Raw genomic sequence first — 13,673 nt, forward strand, 5'->3', positions numbered from 1 at the left:
CACGAATCGGCCTATACCTATCTGCTGAGCACATCCGATCTGGGCACGGGCGCGAATAGCGATGCGCTCGGCCGCCTGCCGAACACGATCCGTTATATCTCGCCGCGTTTCGGTCATTTCGGCATCGATCTGAGCTACTCGTTCAAGCAGGACCAGAGCGTTGGGCCGGCGGTCCATCAGCGATCCGCGATGGTGTCGTATGCGGGCAAACGCGCGGTTGTATCGGTGGCATTCGGGCAGGGCTGGTGCGATCCCGGCATGAGCGGCGATTGCAGCAGCACGGCCAACGACGCGCCTGGCAAGCGCACCGATACGTATCTGGCGAGCGTTCTCTTCGATGTCGGTCCGTTTATCGCGCAGGGCGCCTATATCCGCTACGTGCCGCAGGCGGCGACGAGCGCCATCGCCAATCTCTATCTGGTTGGCATGCAGAAGTGGTGGGGCGTCGATCTGGTGCGCGCGTCGGCGGCGTTTCGCGACACGACGATCTCCGGCGACTACGCCTATGGAGGCACCGTCGGTATCGATCATTTCATTTCGAAACGCACGTCGCTGTATGGCCGTCTGGGCGTAATGCGCAACGGCCCGCATTCGAGCATGACTTACAACTACGACAGCGGCTCGCCATCCACCGCGCCGGGCCGCACGTTTTCTAGCATCACGCTGGGCATCACGCATACCTTCTAACGCCAACAAGTAGTGTTGCCAGGCATTCCTCAATGACTGGCGAAACCCATCAGGAGAACATCATGCCGATCGAACTTGTCGATGACTTTATTGAAAGCAACAAGCAGCGCTATGTCACCCTGGCCGACGATATCTGGCGATACGCCGAGCTGGGCTATCACGAGCAGCAATCGGCGAGCGCGCATATCGCGCTACTGAAGTCGGAGGGTTTCCGCGTGCGGGAAGGCGTGGCCGGCATTCCCACCGCGTTCGTGGCGGAGGCCGGTTCGGGCGGTCCCGTGATTGCGATTCTCGGCGAATTCGACGCGCTTTCCGGCCTTAGTCAGGAAAGCCTCGCGCTGTCGTGCTGCCCCTCCACGGAAATCGCCAATGGGAATGGCCACGGCTGCGGTCATCATCTGCTTGGTACGGCTGCGCATCTGGCGGCGGTAGCGGTGAAGGAGACGCTTGAGCGCGCGGGAATCGAAGGCACCGTGCGCTTCTACGGCTGCCCCGCCGAAGAAGGCGGCTGGGGCAAGACGTATATGACGCGTGCGGGCCTTTTCGACGACGTATCGGCAGCCATCACCTGGCATCCGGGCGTCGCCAATACGATCATGAATCTCGAAAGCCTTGCGGTAAAGCAGGCGTATTTTCGCTTCAAGGGCGTGGCCGCACATGCGGGTGCGTCACCGCATCTCGGACGCAGCGCGCTCGACGCGCTGGAATTGATGAACATCGGCACGAATTTTCTGCGCGAGCACATGATTCCAGACGCGCGCGTGCATTACGCAATCACCGATAGCGGCGGCATTGCGCCCAATGTCGTACAGCCGAATGCAAGCGCGCTCTATATGATTCGTGCGCCGCGCAACCGCGACGTGAACGAACTCTATGAACGGGTTTGCAATATCGCACGCGGTGCGGCGCTCATGACCGATTGCCAGCTTGAAATCGAAGTGCACTCGGCCTGCTCGAATCTGCTGCGCAACACCACGCTTAATGAATTGATGCAGGCGAAGCTTAAGGAACTGGGCGCGCCGGCCTATACGCCTCAGGAAATCGAGTTCGCCGATTCGATGCATCGCACGACACGCCCGGACGAGATCGACATGGCGGGGCGCATGCTGCAGGCCGCATGGCGCGAGCCGAAGGCGTTGTTCGATCGCATCGACGCGCTCGACAACGATCGGCCCTCGCAGATGCATGGCTCGACCGACGTGGGCGACGTAAGTTGGGTGACGCCGACGGTGCAATGCATGACTGCGTGCTTTGCGTTCGGCACCTCGCCGCATTCATGGCAGTGGGTCGCGCAGGGTAAAAGCGCAATTGCGCACAAAGGCATGGTGCTCGCTTCAAAGACCATGGCCGCGACAGCGCTTGAACTGTATTCGAATTCACTGCTGCTCGCGGCTGCGCGCACGGAATTGCAGGAGCGACTCGCGAAGGAACCTTATGTGTGCCCGATCCCGGACGGCGTGGCACCGCCGTTGCCGCGCGGCGCGTAATATTGGCTGAGTGCGCCCGGGTACGCTGAATTTTAGCGGCTGTTTGAGCGTAAAAAACGAAGGGCCCGCGTGAATGCGGGCCCTATCTACGCGCTAGAACGAATAACCAGCGAAAGCCCCGTAGGTCATTTGCGTTTTCTTCTCCACGATCGGGCTGTTGCCTACCACGCCCGGCAATCTCGTAGCGACCACCCGTGCGCCAAAACTCCAGTGTTTCGTGAGCAGGTAGCTTGCGCCTGCAGTCACGCGAAGTGCGGCAATGCCGGCGCCCGGCGAATAGGCCGCGAGGCCTGAGCGGGCGCTGCCAGCCGCATCGACGCCGAAGAATGTCTGGTTATATTGCGCGCTGCCCCACGTGATGCCTGGTCCAGCAGACAACGTCCATTTACTGCCTGGGTGATAGCGGCCCAAAACATCCAGCGAGGCCGTGGTGCCTTCTTTCTCGCCCGCGATATCCTGGGACACGGCGCCGACAACCGAAAGCCAGTCGAGGTTGTAGCTGCCGAAAAGCGTTGCATGCGCCGTGCGATTAATGTCCGGCAAGCCATGCAGATGGAAATCATCGGAAGTATCGCGCGGACTCACCAGATCGTAGGACAGCGCTACGCCCAGGCGAAAATGATCGTCACGATACAGGAACGCGCCAAGTCCGAACGGTACGTTTGCGTCTGCAACCGATCCGAAGAAATATCGGCCATAGGCCACGCCGACAATTGGCGCCGGCTGAAAGCGCGTCGCGCTGGCTCCCTGATATTTGGGGGTTTCGAACACGCCGAAACCCAGTGAATATCGCCAGCCGTCGTCGACAGGGATTGTTGCGGTCGCTGCCTGCGCAGCAGGTGTCGTGCTGCTTTGCGCGAATGCCGGGCCGGCAGCCAGAGCAGCAGTCAAGGCGGCAAAACGTCCCGCGCTGGCGGGGCGCTTCAAGAAATGCATGGAATTCTCCTGAGGCTTCGCTGAAGAAAAAAGCGTCGAAGAAGCCACGGCGGCTTCTTTCTTTCGATAACTTTCTGGTGGGTAAGATCTTGTCGTCGCGGGCAAATCGCGACGAGACATGCCGACCAATGTTCAGACGAGGACTCGCAGCTTACGGAGGTAAATCGAAGCTATGATGTGCGCTGTATTGCAGCGCTGAAACAAAGTGTCTGTGTAGTAATAATCGCGACGGATGACTGAAATCAGGCGGCGCGCCACTTCAGTTAGCATCGGGAAATGACTTATATGCCGCACATTCTGGTAGTTGATGACGAAGAGGACATCAGGTCCCTGCTTACAGGCTTTTTCCGCAGACACGGCCACGAGGTTAGCGTGGCGACCAATGGGGAAAGTCTGTTCGAAGCGATCGAACATCAGCAAATCGACCTTGTTATTCTGGACGTCATGCTTCCGGGGGAAGACGGATTCAGTCTTTGCCGGCAGCTACGCGCCACCTCGAAAATTCCCGTCATCATGCTGACCGCGGTGGCGGATCATGTGGACCGGGTCGTGGGCCTCGAAATTGGCGCTGACGACTATCTGGTGAAGCCGTTCGATGCACGCGAGCTTCTCGCGCGCGTGAAAGCGGTGTTACGCAGGACGACGCAAACCGACACGGTGATCAGCAGCACGGCAACGCGGCCGGTGCTTTCGTTTGCGGGATGGCGGCTCGATATCGCCAGACGTGAACTGCGCTCGGCCGACAAGACCTTGACGATACTGTCGAGTGGCGAATTCGATCTTTTGCTCGTATTTGCGGAGCACCCGCAGCGCGTGCTGACCCGCGACCAGTTGCTCGACATGGCGCGTGGTTCGACCTGCGAGGTCTACGATCGCAGCATCGACGTCCAGGTCGCGCGCTTGCGCCGCAAACTCGATACCGAGCCGGATGCCGAATCGGTTATTAGAACCGTTCGTGGTGGCGGATATATGTTCACTCCCACGGTTCGTCGCGGATGAAACTGCGCCTCGGCTTGCCCGACACCATTGCGTGGCGCATTGCGCTAACCGTGGGCGCCGCGATTTTAAGCGTGCTTGCCTTGAGCGTGCTCTTCGATCATGTTGCCGGGCCTTCCAGCGCGGAAAGAGCGGAACTCGATCGCGCCGACGACGCCATTCGTATGATCGAGGCTGCGCCGCCGCAGGACCGGCAGCATCTGGCCGATACGGTCACGATTGCCGACAGGGTCATCTGGTATCCCTCATCCGTAGCGCTCGCACACATGTTTGCGACGGCAAGACTTCGTGAGCCTGGCCTCGGTAAAACGGAGCGATTTCGCGGAACTGAGCGCGTGCGCGAATCCGTCATTTTCACGTCGGCCGATTCGCTGGCTTCGAGCATCGATTTCGATCGCATTGCGCATCCCAACGCGTACTTTATGGCCGTGCAACTTCGCGACCACAGTTGGGTGTTGTTCATCGCCAATCACCGGCGGCTGGGAAAACTCCTGCCCGCGAGGCTGGCGACGATGCTGGTGTCCGTCGCAGCGCTGATTCTGGCCGCCTCGCTTTTGGCAACCTGCTTTCTGGCCGCACCGATCAGGCAATTTGCCGATGAGCTTCGTCGTATAGGCGGCGACCCGCGCGCAAAACCGGTGCGTGAGACCGGTCCAAAAGAATTGCGTGCGGCTATCGCGGCATTCAACGCCCTTCAGGCGCAGCTACAAAAATTCGTGGATGACCGCACGCTGATGCTGGCGGCCATGTCGCACGATCTGCGCACGCCGCTGACAAAAATCCGCCTGCGCGGTGAATTCATCGAAGACGATGAGCAGCGCGCGCGCCTGTTTCGGGATGTCGATGATTTGCAGGCCATGGCGGATTCGGCGCTATCGTTTTTCCGCGACGACTACAAGGATGAAGAGGCCACGGTATTCGATTTCGCGGGCCTTCTGCGCACGATTGCCGACGACTATAGCGATCAGGGCGCCGAAGTGCGCTACGTCGGGCCCGATCGCTTCGCAATGAGTGGGCGCCCGTTTTCGTTGAGACGCGCATGCATGAATCTCATCGACAACGCGCTGAAATGGGGAGGAAGCGCCGATGTGCAACTGATCTGCGCGCAGACCGGCGTGACGGTGACGATCAGCGATCGCGGCCCCGGCATTCCTTCAGAGGCACTGGAGAAGGTGTTTAACCCGTTCTTCAGGATCGAGCAATCCCGTAACCGTTCGACGGGAGGGATGGGGCTTGGCCTGACGTCGGCATTGGCCGTGGTGCGTGCTCATGCAGGAAATATCGTCCTTCGCAACCGGCACGGCGGTGGACTGACGGTATGTGTCACCTTGCCGGTGACCGATAAAATCGCGCGAAACGAAACGTAGTGTTGTGCAGGCGTCGAGAAGATTTTCCCGACGCCTGCTTTCAGCGCTATTTAGCGCATTTTCGCGACTTTCGCGGCGTCGGTCGTCGCGGCCGGATTGCCGAACTGCGTCGTGACGAAGTTCACCAGCGTGGCGACTTCTGCATCGCTCAACTCGCCTTCAAATGCCGGCATCGACATGTGACCGTGATTGGTCTCGCGGCTCACGCCGTGCAGCACCACCATCGTGAGGTTATCGGCGTTCGGCGCGCCCACGCTGCTGTTATGCATCAGCGAAGGATATGCGCCGGCATCCTTGCCGCCCACGCCCGTGCCTTGCCAGCCGTGGCAGCTCGCGCAATTGGCGTTGTAGAGCGTGCGACCGTCGGCGACACCGCCGCCGCCCAGCACGGTCAGCGGCTGGCTGCGCAGCGCCGTGACGCTCTGGATCGGCGAGCCCCAGCCATAGCGGGGCTGGTTCGCGCCTTGCGCGCCATTGCTCTGTGCGGGCACCGTGCGCAGATAGGTCGCCATCGCCTTCAGATCCTGATCCGAGAGAAAGCGCGTGCTGTTCTCGACCACTTCCGCCATCGGCCCTGCGGCGTTCGCCACGCCAGGCGCCGCACCGTCACGCAGATAGGCGATCAGTTCAGCATCGCTCCAGCCGCCAATGCCGGCAACCGGGTCGGGCGTGACGTTATACGCTGTCCAGTTGCCGAGCTGCGCGCCCGCGAGCGATTTGCTCGAGAGGCCCTGCATGAAGTTGCGAGGCGTGTGGCACTCCTGACAATGCGCCAACGCACCGACCAGATACGCACCGCGATTCCATTCGGCGCTCTTCGCGGGATCGGGCTGGAAACGGCCCGAGTCGAAGTTGAAGAGATTCCAGAACACCATCGCCCAGCGCTGGTTGAACGGGAAGCCGAGCGTATTCGCGGGCGCGGGCTTGCCGACCGGCGCGATCGTGCGCAGATAGGCGCGGATCGCCAGGATGTCGTCGTCGGTGAGTTGCGTATAGGACGTGTAGGGCATCGCCGGATACAGGCGCTTGCCGTCCTTCGACTTGCCCTCACGCACCGCGCCGATAAAATCCGCGTCGCTCAGGCTGCCGATGCCATAGGTCTTGTCCGGCGTGATATTGGTCGAATAGATCGTGCCGAAAGGCAAGTTGAACGGCACGCCGCCCGCATAGGGCTGCGCTTTATTCGACGTGTGGCAGGCAATACAGTCTGCCGCGCGCGCGAGATATTCGCCGCGCTTGACGAGCGAGGCATCGGCGCTGCTGGCGGCCGCGTGCGCGAGCGCGCCGGTAAACAGCCCGCTCAACGCAAGCGCGCCCGCGGGCAGCCATTTGCGCAGCGCACCGAAGCGCGGACGTTGATGTGTCGTATTGGAGTTCGTTTTCATCGCGCTCGCCTCACGCATGCTTCATTTCGTCGATCAGCTTGTCGGCCAGACGCATCGACAGCGCGCACAGCGTCAGCGTGCAGTTCACCGTCCCCGCACTCGCCATCGTGCCGCTCGATGCGATGAAGAGATTCTCGTGATCGTGCGAACGCAGATCCTTGTCAACCACCGAATCGCGCGGATCGTCGCCCATGATGAGCGTGCCCATGATGTGGTTGTTGTTGAAGTATTTGTCGTCGAACCGCACCTCGGTGCCGCCGAACAGGTTGGCGATATTGGCGTAATGACCACGCGCCACCTTCGCCGCCTTGTTGATGTAATCGTCGATACGGTAGTGCACTTCGGGACGCGCAATGCCCAGCTTGTCCTTGAACTCCGTGCTCGCGGTGATGCGGTTTTCCGGGTCCGGAAGAATATCGAAGAAGCTGTTCACCACCACCCAGCGCGAGGCGTACTCGCGAATCTTCTCGTCGAGCTCCGCGCCGTACACGCCTTTCGAAATCAGATAATCGGTGACGGCCCGCATCGGCGAATAATTACCGACGTTGAGTTTCATCGCCGAATATTCGGAGCGGAATGCACCGTCGCGCAGATTGTTGATGCACGAGAGGCGCATCGGGCCGCGGCCCGGCCACATCGGCTCGGCGGACAGGAACGTGACCGTCGTGCCCGGGTGGTCCATCAGGTTGCGGCCCACCTGGTCCGAGCTATTGCCGATACCGTTCTGGAACTTGTCGCTCTTCGAGATCAGCATGAGCTTGGGCGTCTCGATGGCGTTCGAGGCCAGCACGAAGATCTTGCCGGTCACGCGCTGCGTGTTGCCGTCCGGGTCTTTGTAGTGCACCGCCACGATGCGATCGCGCTCGTCGTGCTCGATGCGATAGACCACGGCGTTGGGCAGCAGGCGTGCTTTCGCGGCCTCGGCCTTGCGGATCGCGGTTTCGCCCGTGTACTGCGCTTCGATCGGGCAGATCGGCATGCAGTTGCTGTTGCCGCAACAGGCGGGGCGGCCATCGAACGGCGCGGTATTGCGCGCGGCCGGTTCGGTCACGTGCTTGTAGCCCGCTTTCTCGACGACGTCCTTGAACTTCTGGTCGAAGTCGGACAGCGGCAACGCCGGATGCGGATAAGGCTTCGAGCGCGGCGAGCCGAGATCGTCGGGGCCGCCCACGCCCATTTCGACTTCGGCCTCGTAGTAATACGGCTCGAGATCGTCATAGCTGATCGGCCAGTCGCGGCCCACGCCATAAAGCGTCTTCAGCTTCATGTCGTTGGGCAAGAGACGCCACGATTGCGCGGACCAGTGCCACGTCGTACCGCCCACCATGCGCAGATAGCCGGCCTTGTACTGCTCCGGACCGCGCTGCACGAGATAGTCGTTGCTCGGTGAATACTGCGGATGCGGCGCGTGCTCCGTGGGCGGATACGGCGACTGGAAATCCGACTTAAATGGACTATTCCGGTAATTTTCGACGATGCGCCAGCGCTCGATGCGCGGGCCGGCCTCCAGCATGAGGACGTCGATGCCCGCCTTGGCGAGTTTCTGCGCGATCTGACCGGACGCGATACCGGCGCCGACGATCACAACGTCGGCGGATTGATTCGTTGCCATGGGAATGCGGGGATCAGGAGTGGGACAGCACGGGCGGCTTGGCCCAGTAGCCGGGGACGCCGCGCGCGTAGCTCGGCATGACGATGACGTCGGCGATTGGCGGATACATGAGCGCCTGCTCGTAGGCGACGGTGCGGGCCTTCTTGCCCGTGCCGACCACGCCGAGATACCACGCCGTCACCACTTTCTTCGGCAGCTTCGCGAGCGCCGGCTGTGAGGCATCAAGCACCGATTGCAGCGTGTTTGCAGGGGTATTCGTGCGCGCGACGAAATCATTGAGCTGCGCGATCGCGGTGTTCGCGCTGGCGTCGTCGTCCAGCAGACCTGCGAGGATCGCGCGGCCGATTTCCACATCGAGTGTGGTCTTGCCGGTCAGATACTGCGAGAGCCGCATGAACGCGGTGAAGTTCGCATCGCTTGCGGCGCTTTCCTGCGCGACGGCGGTATGCAGGCTCGCCAGTCCGCTGACGGCACCGACGGTCGCCACGACGGCCGTGCCGATAATGAACTGCCGCCGCGATGGTGCGAACGACCCTGTGGGGAATAAGTTCATGGTCTTTTTTCTGTCACTCTTGCTGCGTCCTCTCGTATCGCCGAACGTGCGATGATCGAACGCGGAATGTACTAACTGGTTAATATTTGCGACGCGAGTGTACTCGATGCGATGAAAAGCCGCACGCAGGATTGCAATTTTCTAATTTGGCACAAAAGCACGAGCGGATCGCGAAGTTAATTTGGGGTCAATTGCATTTCTTTTTTGTCTGATGTGAGCGCACGCGATCAAGAAAAAAACGGCCCTGGCGGGGTCAAAACCAGGGCCGCAAACGAGGCGTGCGCCTCGGCCATCACACCTGGGGGTGTGAAATCTTCGCGTGTTCGCTACGTGTTCGCTACGTGTTCGTTTAGCGGCGCGCAGTGCTCAACCCACGACCGACCATCCGCCGCCTAGCGCCTTGTACAGCGCCACAAGCTCCTGCCGTAGCACCATATCGGCCTGCACAAGATTGTCCTCACCGGCGAGCAACGCGCTTTGCGCGCTATCGACTTCCAGATAGCTCGAACTGCCTTGCTGATAACGCTGCGTCGCGGCGGCCAGTGCATTGCGATCCTGGCTGACGGCTTGCGCGAGTTCGCTGCGTCGGCGCTGGGTGTTGCCGTAGGCGGTCATCGCGTTATCGACATCTCGCCATGCCTGCAATACGGTCTTCTGATACGCAATCGCCGCTTCACGTTGCTGCGCGCGGCGCAACTTCAGCATGCCGTGCAGGCGGCCGCCCTCGAAGATCGGAATGTCGATAGAGGGGCCAAGCGAAAACGCGCGGCTCGGTAGCGCGAACAGATTGCCGAAGCTCAGGCCCTCCGTGCCGACGCTCCCGGTGAGGCTTACGTCGGGATAGAACGAGGCCACTGCCACGCCAGTTTGTGCGGTTGCCTGATGCAAACGCGCTTCCGCCTCGCGGATATCGGGGCGTCGCCGTAGCAGCGCGGACGGCAGGCCAGCGGGGACGCTCGGCGGCAACAGCGGCAGATCCTTGACGGACGCCAGCTCGGCTTGCAGCGCGCGCGGTGGTTGCGCAAGCAACAGTCCAATCGCATTGATGCTTTGTTGTTCCGTGGTCTGCAGATCGGGCAGCAGCGCGGCGATCGATTCACGCGTTGCCTTTGCACGCGCCACGTCCAGGTTATTGCCGATGCCGTTGGCGTACTGATTTTCGACCAGCGCAAGCGAATGCGTGGCTGTGTCGAGGTTGCGCTGTACGATGGCTTCGCGCGCCTGCGCGCCGCGCAGCGTCATGTAGTTGTCGGCGAGTTCGGCGAGTGCGTCGAGCGCCACACCGCGGCGTGCCTCGTCGGCGGCGGCGCTACCGGCGTCCGCGGCTTCCACGGCGCGGCGCACGCGGCCGAACAGATCGAGTTCCCATGACGCTGAAAGCCCGCCGCTCCAGTCGTTGTATTCGAGCGGGGCGCCTGCCGGATGCGTCACAAGCGTGGAGGTGCCGGTAGCGCTGATGCGCTCGTGCGACTGCGAAACCGATGCGCCCACGTTGGGCATGCCCGCCGAAGCCGTCACTTTGCGCGCCGCCTGGGCTTCGATCACGCGTTCGCTCGCGCTCGCGAGATCAAGGTTCTGGCGCACGAGGCGCTGCACGAGGCTGTCGAGTTCGGGGTCCTGGAAGTGCGTCCACCAGGTTTCGTCGATAGCGGCGGTGGTCACGTCGCTCGTGCCGTCGCCGGGCGTAACATGCCAGACCGACGGCGTGGGTGGGTTGGGACGCTCGAAGCGCGGCCCGACCGTGCAGCCAGCAAGCAACGCGCCGACAATACTGAGCGTGCCCAGCATGCGCGCAGCCGTAGCGGTTCTGCGCCGGTTGTGTTTAGGATCGCGAATAATCATGTTCACGCTCCGTCTGCGGGATGGGCGGCGCGCGAAGTCATCTGTTCGCCATTTGCATCGTGCGAATCTGCGTGCGAATCGGCATGATAAGTGTCATGTACCGTGCCCACGACGTTGGCGTAATCCGTCTGCACCGTCGTCTCCACCGACATGCCCAGGCGCAGCAGCGCGGCCTTCGGTTGATCCGGCGCGAACACAATTTTCACAGGCAGGCGCTGGACGATCTTCGTGAAGTTGCCGGTGGCGTTATCGGGCGCAATCGGTGAGAATTCCGCGCCCGTCGAAGGAGGCACGCTGTCCACCACGCCGTTCAAGTCGATATCGTAGGCATCCACGTGCACGCGTACATGCTGTCCTGGTTGCATATGCTTGAGCGCGACTTCGCGATACTGCGCTTCCACATACATGCCCTTCGCGGGCACAAGCGCCATCAGCGCAGCGCCCGGACTCACGTAGTTGCCAGGCTCCACGGCGCGCTCGCCCACTACGCCATCCATCGGCGCGACGATGCGCGTATAGCTGAGGTTCAGTTGTGCCTGCGCGAGCGCGGCTTCGTCGGCGTGCACGGTGGCGATGGCCGCCGCGTGCTGTGCCTTGAGCAGGTCCAGTTGATGCTGCGCGGCGCTCACAGCGGCACGCGCCTGCGCCAGTTGTGCGCTCTGTTCGCGCAAGGTCGCATCGGCGGCTTCGGTGTCCTGCTTCGAGCCGGAGCCGAACGCCGCGAGATTGCGGTAACGCGTGGCGTTGGACTGCGCGAGCGCGAGGCGCGCTTCGATCTGCTGGACCTGCGCGCTGTTCTGCGCGATCACGTCGGGCTGACGCGCGACCGACGCGGAGGCGTCGTCCACCTGGGCGCGGTCGTGGTCGAGTTGGGACTGGGCGCGCTCGACGGCGGTGCGGTAGTCGCGGTCGTCTAGCGTCGCGAGCAACTGGCCCGCGCGCACGGTCTGGTTGTCGTCGACGTTGACGCTGGCGATCTGGCCCGCGACGCGCGGCGCGATCGTCGTGTAGTGCGCGGTGATGCGCGCGTCGTCGGTCCAGACGCTGGCGCTTGGCGCGTAGATTTTCCAGCCGGCGACGCCGGCAAAGATCACCACCACGGCGATACCAACGACGAGCGGCACGCGGCTTTTCTTCGGCGGAGTGTCCTGGGATGCGAGGGGCTTCGCCGCGGCTGCGGCAGGTTGAGTCATGTTATTCATGGGCAAACCGATAGCGTTTTACTGTTTCAATTCGTTGTTACTTCTTGAGAAGCGCGATGCGCGGCGGCCATGTGCGTTGCGGCAACACCAGCAGCACCACGAAGATGATCGTGGCGACGCCCGCGAGCAGCAGATAGTCGTCGCTGATAACCATCACGGCGCGCTGCACGTCGATGGCGTGTGCAAAGCCCGCGAGACTGCCCGCGCTGCGTTGCGCGCCATCGGCGAGCAGCGGCGGAAGATGCTGGGCATCCAGTCCGCCTGCGGCCTGCAAGGTCGAATAGCGATGCGTGCCCGCGCTTTCCAGCAGACGCGTGGCATGCAACTGGCCGCGAAAACGCGCCATCAACTCCAGCAGGCACGCGCCGATCACTTCGCTCAAACCGCGCGGCATGTTGACCAGCGACGAAGCGAACGGGCCGTCTTGCGGCACGAGCGCGTTGGTCGCCATCATCAGGAGCGACAGGACCACGCACGCCTGGCCGAAGCCGGAAACCGCCTGCCACAGGTAGAACTGTTCGCGGCTCCAGGTGGAATCGAGCTGGCTCGAACCGATGCATGCGGCGATCAGGCACAAGAGGCCCATGCCGTTGACCCAGCGCGCGTCGATCCATTCGATGTCGAGCAATTTGACGACGAGCGGCAGGAAGATCAGCTGCAACGCGGCCACCAAGGCCATCACGGTCCAGATCTGCAGGGGACGAAAGCCCTGCACATCGGCGAGATATTCGGACGGCACGGTCGAACTCGACATCGCCACCATCACGAAGCAAAACAGCGTGAACACGCCATAGGCGAAGTTGCGGCGCTTGAGCAGCTGTGGGCGGAACAGCGGAATCGTCTGGCGGCACTCGTTCAGGACCAGCAGCGGCAGCGCAATCGCGCTGATGAGGGCGAGCGTGCAGATGAACTTCGACTCGAACCAGTCGAGGCGGCTACCGTGCTGGAGCATCGTGGTGAGCGCACCCAGACCCACGACGACCAGCACCGTGCCTGGCCAGTCGTACTGGCGCAGGCGTTCGTAGTGCGGCGGATCCTGCGGCATGCCGTACCAGACGCACAGCGCGGCGATCGTGCACAGCGGAATCGCCTCGAAGAACACGAACTGCCAGCCGACCACATCGGTCCACAACGCGGAAACCGCCGCGCTCAGGTTCGGGAAGAAGGTCGCCGTGAGCGCGTAGCACGCGAGACCCCAGAGACGGATGTTCGGCGTGAGGTACTTGAGCGCCGTCGTCATCAGCAGGGGGATGGTGAGGCCGTGCGCAAAGCCTTCGACGGCGCGCAGCGCAAAAAAGCACGCTTCGTTGGGCGCGAGCGGCAGGAGGGCGGTGGCCACGCAGTTCAGCGCAATGGCGAACAGCACCATGCGCTTGAGCGTGACCGCCGCCGACCAGCACGGCGAGAGCGCCATGCCGATCACCATGCCCGAGAGATACAGACTTTCGATCCAGAGGCCCGGATCGTGACCGATGCCTAGCGCGCCGCGCACGTCGATCATCGCCGCCGACCCCACCTGATCGTTGAATTCGGCGGACATTGCTGCCACGATGACGCCGCCGAGCCCAATCAAGGGTTTTTTGTCCAAAATCATTTCCTTCTAACG

11 protein-coding genes are annotated in these 13,673 nt (G+C 62.1%); 4 read left to right on the plus strand and 7 right to left on the minus strand.

The annotated features are described in order from the left end of the window. Together VG320_RS28670 and VG320_RS28675 are read left to right on the plus strand one after the other, a co-directional pair. The coding region (locus VG320_RS28670) for a porin (protein WP_327203456.1) at window positions 1-687 on the plus strand (687 nt) is incomplete at its 5' end. A 59-nt stretch (window positions 688-746) separates the two neighbouring features. Beyond that, the gene (locus VG320_RS28675; RefSeq protein WP_414696146.1) at window positions 747-2,174 is read left to right on the plus strand and encodes a M20 family metallopeptidase; all 1,428 of its coding nucleotides are present in this window, start codon (window positions 747-749) and stop codon (window positions 2,172-2,174) included. Between the two features lie 93 nt (window positions 2,175-2,267). Here the strand turns inward: VG320_RS28675 and VG320_RS28680 are convergent, their stop codons facing one another. Next, the gene (locus tag VG320_RS28680; RefSeq protein ID WP_327203458.1) at window positions 2,268-3,158 is read right to left on the minus strand and encodes a MipA/OmpV family protein; all 891 of its coding nucleotides are present in this window, start codon (window positions 3,156-3,158) and stop codon (window positions 2,268-2,270) included. A 237-nt stretch (window positions 3,159-3,395) separates the two neighbouring features. Here VG320_RS28680 and VG320_RS28685 point away from each other — a divergent pair, with 237 nt between their 5' ends. Together VG320_RS28685 and VG320_RS28690 are read left to right on the plus strand one after the other, a co-directional pair. Then, window positions 3,396-4,109, plus strand: coding sequence for a response regulator transcription factor (locus VG320_RS28685; protein WP_327203459.1), 714 nt, complete (start codon window positions 3,396-3,398; stop codon window positions 4,107-4,109). Next, the gene (locus tag VG320_RS28690; RefSeq protein WP_327203460.1) at window positions 4,106-5,473 is read left to right on the plus strand and encodes a sensor histidine kinase; all 1,368 of its coding nucleotides are present in this window, start codon (window positions 4,106-4,108) and stop codon (window positions 5,471-5,473) included. Before VG320_RS28685 ends, VG320_RS28690 begins: the two co-directional genes overlap by 4 nt. Window positions 5,474-5,523: 50 nt before the next feature. On the opposite strand, the gene VG320_RS28695 is transcribed toward VG320_RS28690, so the two are convergent. The 6 genes from VG320_RS28695 to VG320_RS28720 form a co-directional block, all read right to left on the minus strand. Then, the gene (locus VG320_RS28695) at window positions 5,524-6,858 is read right to left on the minus strand and encodes a cytochrome c (RefSeq protein WP_327203461.1); all 1,335 of its coding nucleotides are present in this window, start codon (window positions 6,856-6,858) and stop codon (window positions 5,524-5,526) included. A gap of 10 nt (window positions 6,859-6,868) precedes the next feature. Beyond that, window positions 6,869-8,470: a GMC family oxidoreductase gene (locus VG320_RS28700; protein WP_327203462.1), complete on the minus strand. Its 1,602-nt coding sequence runs from the start codon at window positions 8,468-8,470 to the stop codon at window positions 6,869-6,871. 13 nt (window positions 8,471-8,483) lie between these two features. Continuing rightward, window positions 8,484-9,023, minus strand: coding sequence for a sugar dehydrogenase complex small subunit (locus tag VG320_RS28705; protein ID WP_327203463.1), 540 nt, complete (start codon window positions 9,021-9,023; stop codon window positions 8,484-8,486). Between the two features lie 366 nt (window positions 9,024-9,389). Then, entirely contained in the window at window positions 9,390-10,865 is a 1,476-nt protein-coding gene (locus tag VG320_RS28710; RefSeq protein WP_327203464.1) for an efflux transporter outer membrane subunit, read from the minus strand. Between the two features lie 2 nt (window positions 10,866-10,867). Continuing rightward, window positions 10,868-11,989: an HlyD family secretion protein gene (locus VG320_RS28715; protein ID WP_327203465.1), complete on the minus strand. Its 1,122-nt coding sequence runs from the start codon at window positions 11,987-11,989 to the stop codon at window positions 10,868-10,870. A gap of 115 nt (window positions 11,990-12,104) precedes the next feature. Continuing rightward, a complete protein-coding gene (locus VG320_RS28720) occupies window positions 12,105-13,607 on the minus strand; it encodes an MFS transporter (protein ID WP_327203466.1) in 1,503 nt (500 codons plus the stop codon). Between the last annotated feature and the right edge of the window lie 66 nt (window positions 13,608-13,673).

It is taken from the genome of Paraburkholderia sp. (genome assembly GCF_035948235.1).
Lineage (GTDB): Bacteria > Pseudomonadota > Gammaproteobacteria > Burkholderiales > Burkholderiaceae > Paraburkholderia.